The organism is Bacillus vallismortis, assembly GCF_040784915.1.
Lineage (GTDB): Bacteria > Bacillota > Bacilli > Bacillales > Bacillaceae > Bacillus > Bacillus subtilis_G.
Genome location: NZ_CP160797.1, coordinates 3,917,933 through 3,936,883, shown reverse-complemented (window position 1 = coordinate 3,936,883; position 18,951 = coordinate 3,917,933). Strand labels below are relative to the sequence as shown.

Genomic DNA, 18,951 nt, shown 5'->3' with positions numbered 1-18,951 from the left:
TCATCTGCGCTTTTTTATTTGAGTATTTTCCGAATCATTCGCAGCCCGTTTTTGGAAGAAGGATAACGAAAAGCGATGTCGAAGCGGTTCGTTTGTTTGACGACGCTTTTTTTGTGCGTAAATGTGTTAAAGCTGTCAAATCCGTGATAGCTGCCGATACCGCTTTCTCCGACGCCGCCGAATGGCAAATACGGTGTCGCGACGTGCATTAGCGTATCATTGACACAGCCTCCGCCAAACGACAGATTCTCTAAAACAGACCGCTCGATTTCTTTGTTTGTGGTAAAGACGTACAGGGCGAGTGGCTTCGGGCGCGATTGGACTTTCTCAATGACTTCATCGATATCGCCGTACGTAAACAGCGGAAGAATCGGCCCGAAAATCTCCTCCTGCATCACAGGAGAGTCATCCTCCACTTGGTCAAGAATCGTCGGCGCTATTTTGTGGTGATCAGAATCAGATTGTCCGCCTGTGAGCGGGACGCCATTATTTAGAAAATCGAGCAGCCGCCGATAGTGGCGCTCACTGACGATTTTGCCGTACTGCGGATTCCGTTCGGGCTGAGGGCCGTAAAATTCATTGATCGCACGCTTCATTTCTTCTGTGAGCTTTGTTTTGATGTCTTCGTGAACAAATAAATAATCCGGTGCGATGCAGGTTTGTCCCGCATTCGTAAATTTCCCGAAGACAATGCGTTTAGCGGCAAGCTGTATGTCCGCATCCTTATGGACAATACAGGGGCTTTTGCCGCCAAGCTCCAAGGTAACGGGTGTTAATTGTTTGGCCGCAGCCTCCATGACGATTTTCCCCACGGCAACGCTGCCAGTGAAGAAAATATAATCGAAGGGCTGCTGTAGTAACGCTGTGCTGACGTCGGGCCCGCCTTCCGCCATAGCGACATAATCATTTGGAAAAACGCTGCTGATGAGGTTGGAAAGAACAGCGGAAACAGCCGGCGTATATTCCGACGGTTTGAGAACGACCGTGTTCCCGGCGGCAATGGCTCCAATCAAGGGAGAAAGCGCCAGCTGCAGGGGATAGTTCCATGGCGCAACCACTAAAACGGTTCCATACGGCTCAGGGATGATGATGCTTTTGGAGCCTAGATGGGTCAGCGGTGTTTTGACTCGTTTCGGCTTGGCCCATTTTCCCAGCCGTTTCATCACAAAGCTGATTTCCTCCAACACAATTCCGATTTCCGTTGTGTATGCTTCTTGTTCGGATTTGTTGAGATCTTGATAGAGAGCGGCTGTGAGATCAGCTTCATGTGTTTTGATGGCTTGTTTCAGCTTCTGCAACAGGTCCAGTCTCGATTCTAGCGGTCTCGTGTGCCCCGCCGCAAAATATGCTTTATGCTTGCTGACGATAAAGGGTATGCTGTTCATTCCATCGCTCCTTTTTTGTAAGGTATGGTGATTTATTATGTGAAAAATTTCTTCTGCTTGTCAAATGCGCAAGGTTTGTTAGAAAAAATCACAAACTCATATCTGCGTTTGTGGCGGGAATTTGATAAAATGCAGGAAGACGATAAATATTCTGGAGGGTTCTTGATGAACATTCATATATCTGCTTTGATTCAAAAAATGGAAGAGGAGCTCAAAAAAGCGAAGACGGCTGAGCTAGATGAGGAGCTGAAGCGCTCGGTAGCGGTTGTCCGTTCTTTGTGTGACGTCGTGCTGGATCAGCCGGAGGCCGCGAGCGCGCCCCGCATCCAGCCGAGCAGCACGCCAAGTCCTGCCGCGCCGCCATCGACAGACCAGTTGATGATGGAAAAAATGATGGGAAGCGCGGGATTAAAAAATTATCGAAAGCAGGAAAAAGAGAAGCAGGAAGAGGACGGAAACGGAGAGTCTTTATTTGATTTTTAATGAGAAAGGTTGAGCGCACGTGAAATTGTTTCTTGGCGCGCTGCAATGGACAGCGTTTATCATTGCTGCGGCGATTGTTGTTCCGGTGGCGGTTGCCCAGTCGTTTCATCTGGATCACTCAGATTCTGCGAGATTGATCCAGAGCACATTTTTTGTATTGGGAATTGCCGCAGTCATTCAGTGTTTGAAAGGCCACAGACTGCCGATCAATGAGAGCCCCGCCGGCTTGTGGTGGGGCGTGTATACGATCTACGGCGGGCTGACGGGAACTGTTTTTGCAACTTACGGGGACACACTGCGCGGTTTGCAGGGAGCTCTTCTTGTAAGCGCTGTATGTTTCTTTTTGTTAAGTATCTTCAAGGTCATTGACCGGCTCGCAGCCTTGTTTACTCCGGTTGTAACGGGGGTCTATTTATTGCTGCTTGTCATGCAGCTGAGTCAGCCCATTATAAAAGGAATTCTCGGAATCGGCTACCGCAAGGACGGTGTAGACGGCCTTGTATTTGGTCTTGCTCTTGTTGTAGTCGCCGCCGCCTTTATAATGACAAATTCGAACATCACGTTTTTTAAGCAATATTCTATTTTATTGGCTCTGTTCGGCGGATGGGTGCTGTTTGCGGCTGCCGGAGCGGCAAAGCCGATGGAAATGCCTGATCGGCTGTTTCAGCTGCCCTCCCTATTTCCTTTTGGCAAACCTTTATTTAACAGCGGTCTTATCATCACCTCCATTTTTATTACCATCTTGCTGATCGTGAATATGCTGGCGAGCATGAAGGTTGTGGACATCGCTGTAAAAAAATTCGGCAAACAGCCGGATGGGCGGCATCATGAACGCCATGCCGGTTTTGCCGCCTCATTCAGCCATCTGCTGAGCGGTTTGACGGGAGCGATTGCACCGGTTCCGATTTCGGGAGCAGCGGGTTTTATTGAAACGACAAAAATGCCCTCTAAAAAACCGTTTATGCTCGGCAGTATTTTCGTTGTTGTGATCAGCGTGATCCCGTTTTTTATGAATGCGTTTGCGAGCCTGCCGTCACCCGTTGGATTTGCGGTAAACTTTGTTGTGTTTTCCGCGATGGGCGGTCTGGCCCTTGCAGAATTTGATTCATATGAGAAAGCGGAACTGAAAAGGGTGCGGTCTGTGATCGGCACCTCGCTGTTGACGGGGGTCGGCATTATGTTTGTTCCTGAAACTGCCTTAAAGGGTTTGCACCCGGTATTTATTTCTCTGTTAAGCAACGGGCTTGTATTAGGAACGCTTGTTGCAATAGCGTCAGACCAGTTCCAGCTTTGGCGCAGGAGAAAATCCGACAATCTCGTGTCATCGGAGAACAAATATTGAATTTTAGTATAGGTGCGATAAGATAAAGGATATGAGTTTAACGAAAAGGCGGGAGAGCTAGATGAAAGTTTTTATCATATTAGGGGCCATTAACGCCCTGCTTGCTGTGGGACTCGGGGCATTTGGCGCTCACGGATTAGAAGGGAAAATTCCTGATAAATATCTTCAGGTGTGGCACACAGGTGTGCAGTATCATATGTATCACGCCCTTGGGCTTTTCGTTGTCGCCTTCCTGGCCGATAAATTATCCGGCATCGGCAGTGTCACGACAGCCGGTTGGCTGATGTTTGCGGGAATTGTGCTGTTTTCCGGAAGCTTATATATTCTCAGTTTGACGCAAATCTCCATTCTTGGGGCCATTACCCCGCTCGGCGGTGTGGCGTTTATTATTTCTTGGATCATGATCATTGTCGCAGCCGTCAAATATCTATAAAAAAAAGCCAATCCTCATCATATGAGTGATTGGCTTTTACTTTATCTTGGCGAATAGGATGCCATGGAATATGGATACGTATACGCAATTTCTTCATCAAATGTAATGTAATCGAGGTAGATGGTCAGGAGCAGGTAGCGAGTTCCTGATTTCGGGTCGCTGATGATAATGTGATCCCGTCCCGCAGCCTCGATGACGCCGCGAAAGATCTTTGAGCCCCATTCCTTGCTGTTTTCAAATGTCATATAAATGGTGGCCGTTTTTCCCCTGTTCAGTCGCAAAATGTTCTCAATGTACGATTCCTCAACAGGCAGCATGCCGGGAATGCTTTGGCCGGGCGCCGACGGTGTCGGCCCCGATGGAATTTGAAACCCGCCGCCCTGCTGGCCCGGGAATCCGAATCCTTGCTGGCCTTGCTGCATTGGCATCATTGGCTGCATCCCCATCGTCTGCATTTGCGCGCCTTGACCTTGCTGCGGGTACGGATTGGCGCCGTACTGAGGCTGATATCCCTGCATATTATCAAATCCCTGCATTTGCTGATATTGATTTTTTTTCGGTTTCATATCGTTCCTCCTTTTTATGAAAACCATTCAAAACAAGTTCCGGATGTATAGATGAACGCTCCGCGATGACTCACCTCCGATGGAAAACGATCTTAGTCGCTGGTGCGATTTTTATCTCTTTCACCTTATGAGGCTGATGCTTGGAATATGCGGAAAAAGAACAGCGGACGGGCCAGATTTTCGTCTGGGCAGCCGCTGTTTTTCGTAGGCATACACAAACTTTTCGCGCATATTGGTTTGTATCCCTAGCGCAACTTGCGCATAAGCAACATAAGATAACGTTAGTTTCAGGTGTGAAGTTTCAAGAAGGAGGTGTAGGATTTGCCGAAAGTATCAGTCATTATGACGAGTTATAACAAAAGCGATTATGTGGCAAAGTCCATTTCCAGCATACTTTCACAAACGTTTTCCGATTTTGAATTGTTTATTATGGATGACAACTCCAATGAAGAGACGCTAAATGTAATCCGTCCTTTTTTGAATGATAACCGAGTGCGTTTTTATCAAAGCGATGTATCTGAAGTAAAGGAAAGAACGGAAAAAACAAGATACGCGGCGCTGATCAATCAGGCGATTGAGATGGCCAAGGGTGAATATATCACCTATGCGACGGATGACAACGTCTATATGCCGGACCGGCTCTTAAAAATGGTGAAGGAGCTCGATGATCATCCTGAAAAGGCTGTGATTTACTCAGCCTCCAAAACCTATCACTTAAACGAGGATCGCGACATTGTAAAAGAAACTATCAGGCCGGCCGTTCACGTGACGTGGAACGCGCCGTGCGCCATCGACCATTGCTCGGTGATGCACAGGTATTCTGTGCTTGAGAAGGTAAAGGAGAAATTTGGCTCCTATTGGGATGAAAGCCCGGCGTTTTACAGGATCGGGGATGCCCGGTTCTTTTGGAGGGTCAACCATTTTTATCCGTTTTACCCGCTGGCTGAGGAGCTGGATCTGAATTATATTACCGACCAATCGATTCACTTTCAGCTGTTTGAATCAGAAAAAAATGAATTCGTCAGGAACCTTCCTCCGCAGCGCAATTGCCGAGAGCTGCGTGAATCATTAAAAAAGCTTGGGATGGGGTGAGAGCTTGTCGGCCTATTTAAGCAATTATTGGGTGCTGTACCGGAAGTATGTAGAGCTTTTTGACAGACTTCGCTACAAGGGGATTCCGCTTGGGCTTATCAGTAATTTTTATCAATACATCAGCCCGGAGCTAAGGGTGATGATGGATGAAGAGCCGGAGTTATTCGGAGCGGTGGATCAGCATATCGATGAAGGGCAGATTCAGCCGTTTTTTGAAGAAAAAATACGAAGTATAGCCAAAATAAACAACATACCAGGTAAGGGAAAAGTCATTTTGCACTTTGATTATCTGCGTTTTACAAACGAAAATTACTATCAGTTCGATCCTGAAAAAACAGCTGTTTTGGCCCGGTGGAGTTTGCCTGATTATTGTGATCTGCCTGTGATAAGCAAGCGTGAGATTACGGAATCATGCCAAAAAGGTGATCCGAAGCCGTATCTCGAAACAGCCTGTTCGATTCTCGCCCCTTTTGATGACCACCCTGCATTCGGTGATCAAGCGTTTCGCGATCGGCTTTACAAAGATATACCTTTATTTATGGAAGCCATTGATACGGTTGATGCGCTGTTTGAGCAGGAGAAGATTTCTGCTGTTGTCGTCGGAACGGCAGAAGATATTTACAGCAGGGTGCTCGCTCTTACGTGTGAAAAGAGAGGGGCCGTCAGCATTTGTCTTCAGCATGGCGCATTGATGGGAGATGAAGCCTTCATTCCTGTTTTTACAACCTATCAGGCTGTTTTTGGCGCTTATGAAGCGGAGTGGTTCAAACGAAAAGGCTGTAAACCTGAGCAGATTCTCGTAACGGGACATCCCCGCTTCGATCAGATATTTAACAGAACCCCTATCGACATGTCCGTATTCTATCGAAAACTTGCTTTTCATCCATCCAAAAAAATCGTGCTTATTGCGACCCAGCCTTTTTCGGAAGATTTTTATTCCGGTTTGCTAGAAGAGCTTTCTGATCAGAAACAGCTGCAAATCATCATCAAACCCCACCCTTGGGAAATCGGGAAAAATAAGCTGGATCTGTATCACGCTGCGGCGAAAAAACATAATGCCTGCAGAGTCATCAAAAAGGAGATGGAGCTGTATGATTTGCTGCCGTATGCTGACGCGGCAGTGACGCAAACCTCAACAGTCGGACTTGAAGCCATGCTGTTTCAAAAACCTGCATTGATCGGGAAATCATCCGGAACCCGCACGTATCCGTATTATGAATCTCTTGGCGGTTTTATATTTGATCAGCCGGATGAACTGGCGCGCACCTTGATTGCGGTTCTTCGAAGTCCCTCAGTGCATCAAAAAGCAGAAGAGGCGCGTCTGGCATTCACAGCAGCTAATTACCCGGTGGCAGAATCAACAAATGCCTTATTTGCGGAATTGAAAGACAAAACAGGGGTTGATTACAGGCGGGAAGATACTGAATAAAATGATAGGAGCGCAAAGAAATGGTGCAAAAGAGAAATCATTTTCTTCCTTACTCTTTACCGTTAATCGGCAAGGAAGAAATTCAGGAGGTTACAGAAACGCTTGAATCGGGATGGCTCTCCAAAGGCCCGAAGGTTCAGCAGTTTGAAAAAGAGTTTGCCTCGTTTGTCGGGGCGAAGCACGCCGTGGCGCTGAATTCATGTACGGCCGCCTTATTTTTGGCTTTGAAAGCAAAAGGAATCGGGCCGGGTGACGAGGTCATTACCTCTCCGCTTACGTTCAGCTCGACCGCCAATACAATTATTCATACAGGAGCGACGCCTGTGTTTGCGGACATTGACGAAAACACGCTCAATATTGATCCGGTAAAGCTTGAGGCGGCCCTCACACCGCGAACGAAAGCAGTTGTACCCGTCCACTTTGGCGGGCAGTCCTGCGATATGGATGCGATATTGGTAATTGCCCAAAAGCATGGCTTATTCGTTCTTGAGGATGCGGCACATGCTGTGTATACGACTTATAAGCAAAGAATGATCGGTTCTATCGGGGACGCGACGGCATTCAGCTTTTACGCCACCAAAAACCTGGCGACAGGGGAAGGCGGCATGCTGACGACAGACGATGAGGAGCTTGCCGATCACATCCGGGTGCTGAGCCTTCACGGCATGAGCAAAGCCGCGTGGAACCGTTATTCTTCAAATGGCAGCTGGTATTATGAAGTCGAATCGCCCGGCTATAAGATGAACATGTTTGATCTGCAGGCGGCTCTCGGTCTTCATCAGCTGAAACGTCTGGATGAGATGCAGAAACGGAGAGAAGAGATTGCCGGCCGCTACCAAGCCGCTTTTCAGCAGATTTCGGGACTGATCACGCCGTTTGTCCATGATGACGGCAGGCACGCTTGGCATTTATATGTTCTGCAAGTGGATGAAAAACAGGCCGGTGTCACGCGCAGCGAAATGATTACGGCTTTAAAGGATGAATACAATATCGGCACAAGCGTTCATTTTATTCCCGTGCACATTCATCCGTATTATCAAAAGCGATTCGGGTTTAAGGAAGAGGACTTCCCGATCGCGATGAATTACTATAAACGAACCCTGTCGCTCCCGCTTTATCCATCAATGTCTGACGAGGATGTAAATGATGTCATTGAAGCTGTGCGGGCTATCGTAAAAGGGGCTGGTTAAGTGTACACGGTAAAAGAAAATGTCTCCAAAGAGGCGATTGAGAGTTTTCTCCACAGCAGGCAGCTTACACTGGACGTTCCCTATCAATTTTCCCTCGGCCTTTTTGAAAACAGCGGGCTCCAAGGCGTCTTGCTTTATGAAGACTCTCTGTGGGAAGGCAAGATTCTTCAGAAGAAAGTCATGAACGTCAAGCTTCTGGCGGCAAACAGCACCGGGCAGCTGAAGAGGCTGTTTCAAGCGTTTTATTCTGTAAGGCAAATGGATGAAACGGATTTTATCTTTGTTCGCGTTCCGGCTGAAGATATCGGAGCCGCGCATGTGATACAGCAGCAGCCGTCCTCTTACTTTGTCGGCAGTTTGCTGAAGCTGGCGAATCCCCCGTCTTTATATGACAAAACACCGCCATTTTTTGAACTGGGTCCGCCTGAGCCCGAAGACACAGAAGCGATATGTGAGCTGGCCCGCGACTCGTTTACCAAAAGCAGATATTTTCAAGATCCTTATCTCAGCCGCGAAGCAGCAAGCAAAATTTTTCAGGAGTGGACACGAAACAATCTGAATGGAAGGGCCGCTGTCAATGTTGCCGCTAAGCATAATGGCGAGGTCATCGGTTATCTTCAGGGCTTATCCAGAGAAGATGAATGTATTCTCGATTTGATGGCTGTGAAGCCGGGATTCGAAGGCAAACGTGTCGCGTTTCATTTATTGGCGAATCTCATAGAACACCCGTTGATCCAGAAGCATAAAACGGTAACAGCGGGGACGCAGCTTCACAATGTAAGGGCGATCCGCCTTTATGAAAGAATGGGCTTCACCGCTGAACAATCGTATTACTATTATCATATTTGGCCGGGCAAGGAGGCGAAATAATGGCAACGTTTCAGATCGCGAATAAAACTGTGGGCAAAGACGCTCCTGTATTTATTATTGCCGAGGCGGGAATTAATCATGACGGAAAGCTTGATCAGGCTTTTGCGCTGATTGATGCAGCGGCGGAAGCCGGCGCGGATGCCGTGAAATTTCAAATGTTCCAGGCTGATAAGATGTACCAGAAAGATCCTGGTTTGTACAAAACAGCGGCTGGCCAGGACGTCTCTATTTTTTCTTTGATTCAATCCATGGAAATTCCCGCTGAGTGGATTTCCCCGCTTTTGGATTACTGCCGCGAAAAGCAGGTGATCTTTTTAAGCACAGTATGTGACGAAGGGTCAGCCGACCTGCTTCAGTCCACCTCGCCGAGCGCTTTTAAAATCGCATCCTATGAAATTAACCATCTTCCGCTGCTCAAATATGTCGCCCGACTGAACAGGCCGATGATATTCTCGACAGCCGGAGCGGAAATTTCTGATGTTCACGAAGCGTGGAGCACCATCAGGGCAGAGGGCAACGATCAAATCGCCATTATGCATTGTGTGGCGAAATACCCTGCGCCGCCGGAGTACAGCAACCTCAGCGTCATTCCGATGCTTGCCGCCGCTTTTCCTGATGCTGTGATCGGCTTCTCCGATCACAGCGAGCACCCGACTGAAGCGCCGTGTGCCGCGGTTCGGCTCGGAGCAAAACTGATAGAAAAGCATTTTACGATCGATAAAAATCTGCCGGGCGCTGACCACTCGTTTGCGTTAAATCCGGACGAATTAAAAGAAATGGTCGAAGGAATCAGGAAAACCGAGGCCGAGATGAAACAAGGAATCAGGAAGCCGGTATCTGAAAGACTGCTAGGCAGTTCATACAAAACCACAACCGCCATCGAAGGAGAAATCCGACAATTTGCATACAGAGGAATTTTTGCAACAGCTCCGATACAAAAAGGCGAAGTTTTTAGTGAAGACAATATCGCAGTGCTGCGCCCCGGACAAAAGCCGCAGGGGCTGCACCCGAGATTTTTTGAGCTGCTGACCGGCGGCGTTCGGGCTGTAAGAGACATCCCGTCCGATACAGGCATTGTCTGGGACGACATTTTAATGAAGGACAGCCCATCTCATGAATGACATTCTCTTTATCATCCAAGCCAGAATGGGTTCAACACGGCTTCCGGGAAAAGTGCTGCGTCCGCTCGGGTCCAATCGTTTACTCGATATTCTCGTTCACCGTGTCCGGAAAAGCGCGTTTTATCAAAAGGATCGGGATAATCTTGTCATCGCCACGTCTGACAAAGAAACTGACGACATCTTAGAGGCGCACTGTGTGAAATATGGCTTTCGCGTTTTCCGCGGCAGCGAGGAACGTGTTCTCGACAGGTTTGTGCAGGTCATTAAAGCTGTCAAACCGACAGTGGTCATCCGGTTAACGGGTGATAATCCGTTTGTCGATCCGGAGCTGCTCGATTTCATGATAGCGGCGCATCTTGATCAAGGAGCGGATTATACGTATATCCGGCACACTCCGTTAGGGATTAGCGGGGAAGTGGTCAGCGCCAAGCTGTTAACAGACATCAGCCGTATTCAGGCGTTGGAGGATCAATATCAGGAGCATGTCACGTTATATGTAAGGAACCATCCAGATCTTTATCGCGTTCAGTTTATAGAGGCGCCGGAACAATTTCGCGCCCCTCAATACCGGCTGACCATCGACACAAAGGAAGACTATGAATCGATAAAGGCCCTTTATCAAAAAGCAGGCGAGCGTCCCGATGTATCCGCCTCCGAGCTCATCAACCTGCTGAACCGGAACCCTGATGCGGCAATCGAACGAGAGGCTGAATAGCCATGCATATTGGGATCGTCGCAGACGGCGGTTATGAAAAGGGAATGGGCCATGTTGTCCGGATGAAGAGGCTCGCGGAAGAACTCAAACAGCGCTACTTGATTACGTTTTACACGAATCAGGAGTCTGAACCATTTCTTCATGAAGAGCATTGGCATGTCATCGTAAAACCGGAGCTGCGGCAGGATGAATTTATTCTCCGGGAAATAAAAAACAAGCACCTTGATCTGCTTTTGTTTGATATTCTCGATGCGCCTGCTGAGCTATTAAGGAAAATAAAGGCGGAAACAGATGCAAAAATCGTACTCTTTGAAGAGAAAAATGAAAAAGCGATTCAGCTAAGTGACGCAGTCATCAACGGAATTTACGGTGATATCAGAAGCAGGTCGTACGATCAGGGAAACACCCGCATCTATGAAGGCCCTGATTATCTCATTCTTCACCCCGCCTTCCAGACCGCAAGAAATGATTACAAACTGAGGAAAAAATGCCGCAATATTCTTGTTGCGCTGGGAGGAAGCGATCCGAAGCAGCTTATTTTTAAAGTGCTGGCTGCAGCCGATCAAGTCCCCGCCATGAAAGATAAAAACATGATTTTTGTGATGGGGAGCGCTTCACCGCATCAAGAAGCGCTCCGAAGGCTGATTCAAAAGAAGCCGCAGTACACGGTGATCGGGCAGACAAGTGATATGGCGGGTGTCATGAAACAAGCGGATGCAGCCATTGTAGCCGGCGGCATCTCCTTGTACGAAGCCATTTGCATCGGTGTGCCGTGCCTTGTTCTTTCTCAGGTTGAGCACCAAACGGCAACAGCCAAAACATTCGCTGAACAAGGCGCCGCTCTTGATCTTGGTCTCGGAGAGCTTGTATCGGATGAAACGCTCATCTATCAGATGTCACGAATCAGCAGCAGCTATCCTCTTCGCCGTTCTTTGCACAAGGGAGGGAGGCCGCTCGTGGATGGCAAAGGCATCAAGCGGGTAAAAGCTATTCTTCAAGATTTGTATGATCAAAAGCTATAAAAATGCATGTAAGGAAGTGTTACTGTGAAAGGTGTAATTTTAGCCGGAGGAAACGGCTCACGCCTTATGCCCTTAACGAAAGCCGTCAACAAGCATTTGCTTCCTGTAGGCCCGTATCCGATGATTTACTGGTCGATTATGAAGCTGGAGGAAGCCGGAATAAAAGACATTTTACTCATCAGCCAAAAAGATCATATGCCGCAGTTTTTCAAGCTGCTTGGGAACGGGGAAGAGCTTGGCGTCACAATCACTTATCAGGTCCAGCCTGCCGCATCGGGTATTTCGGATGGGCTGTCTTATGCAAAACGCTTTACGAAAAAAGAGTCTTTCATTTTATTATTAGGTGATAATATATTCGAAGATTCATTAAAGCCTTTTACGGAGCGCTTTGAACAGCAGGGAAAAGGAGCAAAGGTGCTGCTGAAAGAAGTTGATGATCCGGAGCGCTTCGGGATTGCTGAAATTGATGAGAAAAACAAGCGGATTCGTTCCATTATCGAGAAGCCCGCACATCCGCCGACCAACCTTTGCGTAACCGGCATTTATATGTATGATGCGGAGGTATTTTCGTATATTGAACAAATATCACCGTCAAAGCGCGGCGAGCTGGAAATCACTGATGTGAATAATCTATACATCGAAAACAGCCAGCTTACGTATGATGTGTTATCAGGCTGGTGGGTCGATGCCGGAACTCACGAATCGCTTCATCTCGCCTCTCAGCTTGTACACCGGGCTTTACAGAAAGGACAGGACGAACAGTGATGGCAAAATCATATTTAATTACGGGCGGGGCCGGCTTCATCGGGCTCACGTTTACAAAGCTCATGCTGAAGGAAACGGATGCGCGCATTACCGTTTTAGATAAACTGACGTACGCCAGCCACTTGGAGGAAATGGAAAAATTAAAGGAAAACAGCCGATTTCGCTTTGTGAAAGGGGATATCAGTGTTCAGGAGGATATCGACCGCGCGTTTGATGAGACGTATGACGGCGTGATTCACTTCGCTGCGGAATCGCATGTAGACAGAAGCATTTCCCAAGCAGAGCCGTTTATCACCACAAATGTCATGGGAACATACCGATTGGCGGAAGCGGTTTTGCAGGGAAAAGCCAAGAAGCTGATTCATATTTCAACAGATGAGGTGTACGGGGATTTAGAAGCGGAAGATCCCGCGTTTACTGAAACGACGCCGCTTTCTCCTAATAACCCATATTCAGCCAGCAAGGCAAGCTCTGATTTGCTTGTGTTATCTTATGTCAAAACCCACAAGCTTCCGGCCATTATTACACGATGCAGCAACAATTACGGCCCTTACCAGCACAGCGAAAAAATGATTCCGACGATTATCCGCCATGCGAAGCAAGGACTTCCAGTTCCGCTGTACGGCGATGGGCTCCAGATCCGAGATTGGCTGTTTGCGGAGGATCATTGCCGCGCCATCAAGCTGATTTTAGAAAAAGGAACAGATGGTGAGGTGTATAACATCGGCGGCGGGAATGAACGCACAAATAAAGAGCTGGCGAGCATCATCATGAAGCATTTGGGCTGTGAGGAATTGTTCGCACACGTGGAAGACCGAAAAGGGCATGACCGGCGCTATGCGATCAATGCATCAAAGCTGAAAAACGAACTGGGCTGGCGGCAGGAAGTGCCGTTTGAAAAAGGCATTGCGCGTACGATTCGCTGGTATACCGACAATGACCGATGAGAAGGTGATCCGATTGACAAAGGTATTGGTGACTGGTGCGGGAGGACAGCTTGGCCGGGAACTGTGCCGCCAGCTGAAGCAAACTGGATATGAGGTCATTGCATTAACAAAGAAGATGATGAACATTGCTGACCAGCGCTCAGTACGGCATTCGTTTGGCCATTATCAGCCGGATATCGTGGTTAATGCGGCCGCGTTTACATCGGTTGATCAATGCGAGACAGAACTTGATAAAGCGTACTTGATTAACGGAATCGGCGCTTATTATACAGCTCTTGAGGCAACCCGCATCGGCGCTCAATATGTTCATATCAGCACGGACTATGTATTCGACGGGAAAGGAACCCAGCCATACAGGGAAGACGATCCTCCAAATCCAAATACCATCTACGGCAAAAGCAAAAAGCTCGGAGAAGAACTGATTCGATTAGCGACAAAAGACAGCACGATCATCAGAACGTCGTGGGTGTACGGACACGGCGGCAGCAATTTCGTTCAAACCATGCTGAAGCTTGCTGAAACGAAACAAGAGCTGCGGGTTGTAAGCGATCAAATGGGTTCGCCGACCTATACAAAGGATTTAGCGGAAGCGGTCATCAAGCTGTTCAGCCATCCGCCGGGCATTTATCATGTCAGCAATTCAGGCATATGCAGCTGGTATGAATTTGCGAAGGCCATTATGGAAGAAAGCGGGCTGGCCACAGTCATTTTGCCTGTCACGACTGAAGAATACGGAAACAAAACGCCCCGTCCGGCTTATTCTGTTCTGAGCCATCAGGCCATTGAAGAAGCCGGCATTCGCCCTCGCCATTGGCGAGAAGCGTTACGGGCATATTTGCGGGAAAGGAGCAGTGCACGTGATTGATGGAGTCAAGGTGAAAAAATTGACGAAGCACAGTGATGACAGAGGATTTTTTGCCGAGTTGGTTCGGGATGATGAGAACCTTCTTGAGCATTTCGGGCAGGCCTCTTGGTCGAAAAGCTATCCAGGTGTGATTAAGGCATTCCATTATCATGAGAAGCAAGATGATCTTTGGTTCTTCCCAACCGGCCATGCTCAGGTTGTCCTTTACGATCTTCGAGAGGACTCAAAGACAAAAGGAGAAACTGGCGTTTATTACATGGGCGAAGATAACCCGATGCTATTATTGATCCCTAAAGGGGTTGCCCACGGATACAGAGTGCTGGGAGAGAAGCCGCTGACGATTATCTACTTCACGACCATGTCGTATAACGCGGATCAACCTGATGAAAAAAGAATTCCGTGGAATGATGAGACGATCGGTTTTAACTGGAATACCGAATTCAGATAAAGATAGGAACGTGATCAATCGAAGAGCGGAGGCATCTTCGATTTTTTTTGTCCTTTTTCAAAATAGGATAAAAGATAGAGATCAACAGGCGGGTGTAGCTAGAAAACGAGAGAAAAAATAGTCTGTAGGAACCTTGTATAAATAGGATGGAACTCACAAAAAAAACCAAGTTCTAATATTCCTGAAAAAGCATTTACTTCCATATGGATTGGTGTTAGATTAATTTTTAAGAAAAAGAATTGGAAATTCGCGAATGACAGAAACATACTTTTTCTGCAGAGGACGCTCTGGCCAAATATTAACTGTGATTTGAGGGGGAAATGTCATGTTAAAAAGAACTTCATTCGTATCTTCACTATTCATCAGTTCAGCTGTTTTACTATCAATCTTGCTTCCTTCAGGCCAAGCTCATGCGCAGTCTGCATCAATTGAAGCTAAAACGATCAACAGCACAAAAGAGTGGACCACTTCCGATATTGAAGTGACGTATAAACCAAACGCGGTACTTTCTCTAGGAGCGGTAGAATTCCGATTTCCTGACGGGTTCCATGCCACGACAAGAGATTCAGTGAATGGAAGAACACTGAAAGAAACACAGATTTTAAACGATGGAAAAACAGTTAGACTCCCGCTTACGCTTGATTTATTAGGCGCAACTGAATTTGACCTCGTCATGGTGCGCAAAACCCTTCCGCGCGCAGGCACTTACACGATTAAAGGCGATGTTGTGAACGGTTTGGGAATCGGCAGTTTTTACGCTGAAACGCAGCTGGTGATTGACCCTCGTTAACTCGTTAATGAATAGATGTGATCAGAGGCTGAGATATTTTCAGTCTCTTTTTTGTTGATTTAAAAAACTGGTACGGATCTTGCATGATGATAAGGGTGAATCCAATGAAGAAAGGAATTGATCGGCGGAAAATTTTTAAAGCGCTTACATTTTAAGCCGGTCAAAAAATAATGAGGTGAAAAAGATGTCAGAAAAGCAAGTCAAGAAAGACGAGGAAAAAGAAGCTCTTAATTTATTTCTGTCTACCCAAACGATCATTAAGGAAGCCCTGCGGAAGCTGGGCTATCCGGGCGATATGTATGAACTCATGAAAGAGCCGCAGAGAATGCTTACCGTCCGTATTCCGGTAAAAATGGATAACGGCAGTGTCAAAGTGTATACAGGCTACCGGTCGCAGCACAATGATGCTGTCGGTCCGACAAAGGGGGGCGTGCGTTTCCATCCTGAAGTCAGCGAAGAGGAGGTGAAGGCATTATCCATTTGGATGACGCTCAAGTGCGGGATTGCCAATCTTCCTTATGGCGGCGGAAAGGGCGGTATTATTTGTGATCCGCGGACAATGTCATTTGGAGAACTGGAAAGGCTGAGCAGGGGGTATGTCCGTGCCATCAGCCAGATCGTCGGCCCGACAAAGGATATTCCAGCTCCCGATGTGTACACCAACTCGCAAATTATGGCGTGGATGATGGATGAGTACAGCCGGCTCCGGGAATTCGATTCTCCAGGCTTTATTACAGGGAAACCAATCGTTTTAGGCGGATCGCAAGGCCGGGAAACGGCAACGGCACAGGGCGTCACGATTTGTATTGAAGAGGCGGTTAAGAAAAAAGGGATCAAGCTGCAAAACGCGCGCATCATCATACAGGGCTTTGGAAACGCGGGGAGCTTTCTGGCCAAATTCATGCATGATGCCGGCGCGAAGGTGATCGGGATTTCGGATGCCCACGGCGGGCTCTACAACCCGGACGGCCTTGATATCCCTTATTTGCTCGATAAGCGGGACAGCTTCGGCATGGTCACCAATTTATTTACAGATGTCATCACAAATGAGGAACTGCTTGAAAAGGATTGCGATATTTTAGTGCCCGCGGCGATCGCCAATCAAATCACAGCCAAAAACGCACATCACATTCAGGCGTCAATTGTCGTTGAAGCGGCGAATGGCCCGACAACCATTGATGCCACGAAGATCCTGAACGAAAGAGGCGTGCTCCTCGTGCCTGATATTCTGGCGAGTGCCGGCGGCGTCACGGTTTCTTATTTTGAATGGGTGCAAAACAACCAAGGATACTATTGGCCGGAAGAAGAGGTTGCGGAAAAACTGAGAAACGTCATGGTTAATTCGTTCGAAACGATTTATCAGACAGCGGCCGCACATAAAGTAGACATGCGTTTGGGGGCTTACATGACGGGCATCAGAAAATCGGCAGAAGCATCGCGATTCCGCGGGTGGGTGTGAATTCGGAAGGAGAATCTTTCAGATGCAAACAAATTTTGCATTTTATCCTTTTCGGAAAAGCAGAATGTGCAAAATAAATTTGCATTTCGTGATCGGAAAAAGAGCTAGGTGATCTCCTGTTAGACAAATTTCTGTACAATTCAACAAGTTTTTTCAGCAAAAGACAAGATATTGGTATGATTCTTGCATTTTTAATTTATGCCAAGGCATTTTTTAGGACATGAGGGGGATTACATATGACAGTTTCATACGCGCACGAACCATTTACTGATTTTACGGAGGCAAAGAATCGAACAGCATTTCAAGAATCATTGGCCTTTGTAAACACTCAGCTCGGCAAGCATTATCCGCTTGTCATCAATGGAGAAAAAATCGAAACAGACCGCAAAATGGTTTCAATAAACCCGGCCAATAAAGAAGAGGTCATTGGGTACGCGTCTACAGCGGATCAAGAGCTTGCTGAAAAAGCGATGCAAGCCGCATTGCAGGCATTTGTATCCTGGAAAAAACAAAGACCGGAGCACCGCGCCAATATCCTCTTTAAAGCAGCAACTATTTTACGCAGAAGAAAGCATGAATTTTCAGGCTATCTTGTAAAGGAAGCGGGAAAACCGTGGAAGGAAGCAGATGCGGACACGGCTGAAGCGATAGACTTTTTAGAGTTTTACGCGCGCCAAATGTTAAACCTTAAGGAAGGGGCTCCGGTAAAGAGCCGTGCTGGCGAATTCAATCAATATCATTACGAAGCGCTTGGCGTCGGCATCGTCATTTCTCCATTTAATTTCCCGCTTGCGATTATGGCAGGTACTGCGGCGGCAGCGATTGTGACAGGAAATACGATTCTCTTAAAACCGGCTGACGCGGCGCCGGTCGTGGCTGCAAAATTTGTTGAGGTCATGGAGGAAGCCGGTTTGCCAAACGGTGTGCTGAATTATATTCCGGGAGATGGAGCGGAGATCGGCGATTTCTTAGTAGAGCATCCGAAAACGCGGTTTGTCTCATTTACAGGTTCCCGAGCGGTTGGCTGCCGGATTTATGAGCGCGCCTCCAAAGTGCAGCCGGGCCAAAAATGGCTGAAACGGGTCATTGCAGAGATGGGCGGCAAAGACACGGTGCTAATCGACAAGGATGCTGATCTAGACCTTGCTGCATCCTCTATCGTGTATTCAGCGTTTGGATTTTCAGGACAGAAGTGTTCAGCAGGGTCTCGCGCGGTCATCCATCAGGATGTTTATGATGAAGTAGTGGAGAAAGCTGTGGCACTTACCAAAACGCTGACTGCCGGCAATCCGGAGGATCCTGATACGTATATGGGCCCAGTCATTCATGAAGCGTCCTACAACAAAGTCATGTCATATATTGGAATCGGCAAATCTGAAGGCAAACTGTTGACCGGCGGCGAAGGCGATGATTCAAAAGGCTACTTTATTCAGCCGACGATCTTTGCAGACGTTGATGAAAACGCGCGCCTGATGCAGGAAGAAATTTTCGGCCCGGTTGTTGCGATCTGCAAAGCGCGTGATTTCGATCATATGCTGGAGATTGCAAATAACACGGAATACGGATTAACAGGCGCACTGCTGACGAAAAACCGTGCGCACATTGAACGGGCGCGAGAAGATTTCCATGTCGGAAACTTATACTTCAACAGAGGCTGTACCGGAGCGATTGTCGGGTATCAGCCGTTCGGCGGTTTTAATATGTCCGGAACAGACTCAAAAGCAGGCGGCCCGGATTATTTAATTCTTCATATGCAAGCCAAAACAACGTCCGAAGCTTTTTGATTTGAGAGAAACAAAACCGTGCGTTCTGTAGCTGACCGCACGATTTAAACAGGCAGAGGCGCAATAGAAAAAGCTCTCCGGAGAATCGGAGAGCTTTTTTACGGTGTCGTCTGATCATCCGAGTAAACTAAATGCCATTGGCTTTCCATAAGTAGCGTTAACGTTTCTCGTAATTTTTAAATGAAATATTAAAATCTGTATTAAAATTTAAATGAAAACAATAAAAATAATAAAGATTACGTTCG

General features: G+C 47.5%; 19 protein-coding genes. 17 read left to right on the top strand and 2 right to left on the bottom strand.

Going from position 1 to position 18,951, the window contains the following annotated elements; all coding sequences use genetic code 11:
* Nucleotides 1-14: 14 nt before the first annotated feature.
* Complete coding sequence (locus tag ABZM97_RS19690; RefSeq protein ID WP_087992789.1) at nucleotides 15-1,385, bottom strand: aldehyde dehydrogenase; 1,371 nt, start codon at nucleotides 1,383-1,385, stop codon at nucleotides 15-17.
* A gap of 165 nt (nucleotides 1,386-1,550) precedes the next feature.
* On the opposite strand from ABZM97_RS19690, the gene ABZM97_RS19685 reads away from it, so the two are divergent.
* The 3 genes from ABZM97_RS19685 to ABZM97_RS19675 all read left to right on the top strand — a co-directional run bounded on the left by ABZM97_RS19685 (nucleotide 1,551) and on the right by ABZM97_RS19675 (nucleotide 3,643).
* Nucleotides 1,551-1,868 (top strand): YwdI family protein, encoded by a 318-nt coding sequence (locus tag ABZM97_RS19685; RefSeq protein ID WP_202327890.1) that lies wholly within the window; start codon nucleotides 1,551-1,553, stop codon nucleotides 1,866-1,868.
* Nucleotides 1,869-1,887: 19 nt separating this feature from the next.
* Nucleotides 1,888-3,210 carry a purine/pyrimidine permease gene (locus ABZM97_RS19680; RefSeq protein WP_289348643.1) on the top strand — a complete coding sequence of 441 codons (1,323 nt, stop codon included), beginning with the start codon at nucleotides 1,888-1,890 and terminating at the stop codon, nucleotides 3,208-3,210.
* Nucleotides 3,211-3,271: 61 nt separating this feature from the next.
* Nucleotides 3,272-3,643 carry a DUF423 domain-containing protein gene (locus ABZM97_RS19675; RefSeq protein ID WP_087992786.1) on the top strand — a complete coding sequence of 124 codons (372 nt, stop codon included), beginning with the start codon at nucleotides 3,272-3,274 and terminating at the stop codon, nucleotides 3,641-3,643.
* A gap of 41 nt (nucleotides 3,644-3,684) precedes the next feature.
* Here the strand turns inward: ABZM97_RS19675 and gerQ are convergent, their stop codons facing one another.
* Complete coding sequence (gene gerQ / locus ABZM97_RS19670) at nucleotides 3,685-4,209, bottom strand: spore coat protein GerQ (RefSeq protein ID WP_087992785.1); 525 nt, start codon at nucleotides 4,207-4,209, stop codon at nucleotides 3,685-3,687.
* Nucleotides 4,210-4,530: 321 nt separating this feature from the next.
* Here gerQ and spsA point away from each other — a divergent pair, with 321 nt between their 5' ends.
* The 14 genes from spsA (at nucleotide 4,531) to pruA (ending at nucleotide 18,706) form a co-directional block, all read left to right on the top strand.
* Nucleotides 4,531-5,301 carry a spore coat dTDP-glycosyltransferase SpsA gene (spsA, locus tag ABZM97_RS19665; RefSeq protein WP_202327892.1) on the top strand — a complete coding sequence of 257 codons (771 nt, stop codon included), beginning with the start codon at nucleotides 4,531-4,533 and terminating at the stop codon, nucleotides 5,299-5,301.
* Nucleotides 5,302-5,305: 4 nt separating this feature from the next.
* On the top strand, nucleotides 5,306-6,730 hold the full coding sequence (locus ABZM97_RS19660) for a CDP-glycerol glycerophosphotransferase family protein (protein ID WP_367387074.1): 1,425 nt from the start codon (nucleotides 5,306-5,308) through the stop codon (nucleotides 6,728-6,730).
* Nucleotides 6,731-6,750: 20 nt separating this feature from the next.
* The gene (locus tag ABZM97_RS19655) at nucleotides 6,751-7,920 is read left to right on the top strand and encodes a DegT/DnrJ/EryC1/StrS aminotransferase family protein (RefSeq protein ID WP_087992782.1); all 1,170 of its coding nucleotides are present in this window, start codon (nucleotides 6,751-6,753) and stop codon (nucleotides 7,918-7,920) included.
* Nucleotides 7,921-8,790, top strand: a complete 870-nt coding sequence (locus ABZM97_RS19650) for a GNAT family N-acetyltransferase (RefSeq protein WP_087992781.1) — start codon at nucleotides 7,921-7,923, stop codon at nucleotides 8,788-8,790.
* Complete coding sequence (locus ABZM97_RS19645) at nucleotides 8,790-9,911, top strand: N-acetylneuraminate synthase family protein (RefSeq protein ID WP_087992780.1); 1,122 nt, start codon at nucleotides 8,790-8,792, stop codon at nucleotides 9,909-9,911. Before ABZM97_RS19650 ends, ABZM97_RS19645 begins: the two co-directional genes overlap by 1 nt.
* A complete protein-coding gene (locus ABZM97_RS19640; protein WP_087992779.1) occupies nucleotides 9,904-10,626 on the top strand; it encodes a glycosyltransferase family protein in 723 nt (240 codons plus the stop codon). The genes ABZM97_RS19645 and ABZM97_RS19640 overlap by 8 nt, the downstream gene beginning before the upstream one ends.
* Nucleotides 10,627-10,628: 2 nt before the next feature.
* The gene (locus ABZM97_RS19635; protein ID WP_087992778.1) at nucleotides 10,629-11,648 is read left to right on the top strand and encodes a PseG/SpsG family protein; all 1,020 of its coding nucleotides are present in this window, start codon (nucleotides 10,629-10,631) and stop codon (nucleotides 11,646-11,648) included.
* A 24-nt stretch (nucleotides 11,649-11,672) separates the two neighbouring features.
* Entirely contained in the window at nucleotides 11,673-12,413 is a 741-nt protein-coding gene (locus ABZM97_RS19630; RefSeq protein ID WP_087992777.1) for a sugar phosphate nucleotidyltransferase, read from the top strand.
* Entirely contained in the window at nucleotides 12,413-13,360 is a 948-nt protein-coding gene (gene rfbB / locus ABZM97_RS19625) for a dTDP-glucose 4,6-dehydratase (protein ID WP_087992776.1), read from the top strand. The genes ABZM97_RS19630 and rfbB overlap by 1 nt, the downstream gene beginning before the upstream one ends.
* A gap of 13 nt (nucleotides 13,361-13,373) precedes the next feature.
* Nucleotides 13,374-14,225, top strand: a complete 852-nt coding sequence (rfbD, locus tag ABZM97_RS19620; protein ID WP_087992775.1) for a dTDP-4-dehydrorhamnose reductase — start codon at nucleotides 13,374-13,376, stop codon at nucleotides 14,223-14,225.
* The gene (locus tag ABZM97_RS19615; RefSeq protein WP_087992774.1) at nucleotides 14,218-14,673 is read left to right on the top strand and encodes a dTDP-4-dehydrorhamnose 3,5-epimerase family protein; all 456 of its coding nucleotides are present in this window, start codon (nucleotides 14,218-14,220) and stop codon (nucleotides 14,671-14,673) included. The genes rfbD and ABZM97_RS19615 overlap by 8 nt, the downstream gene beginning before the upstream one ends.
* 325 nt (nucleotides 14,674-14,998) lie before the next feature.
* Nucleotides 14,999-15,463 (top strand): biofilm surface layer hydrophobin BslB, encoded by a 465-nt coding sequence (bslB, locus tag ABZM97_RS19610; protein ID WP_003222098.1) that lies wholly within the window; start codon nucleotides 14,999-15,001, stop codon nucleotides 15,461-15,463.
* Between the two features lie 184 nt (nucleotides 15,464-15,647).
* Complete coding sequence (gene rocG, locus ABZM97_RS19605; protein ID WP_087992773.1) at nucleotides 15,648-16,922, top strand: glutamate dehydrogenase; 1,275 nt, start codon at nucleotides 15,648-15,650, stop codon at nucleotides 16,920-16,922.
* Between the two features lie 236 nt (nucleotides 16,923-17,158).
* A complete protein-coding gene (gene pruA, locus ABZM97_RS19600; RefSeq protein WP_367387073.1) occupies nucleotides 17,159-18,706 on the top strand; it encodes an L-glutamate gamma-semialdehyde dehydrogenase in 1,548 nt (515 codons plus the stop codon).
* Nucleotides 18,707-18,951: the final 245 nt, after the last annotated feature.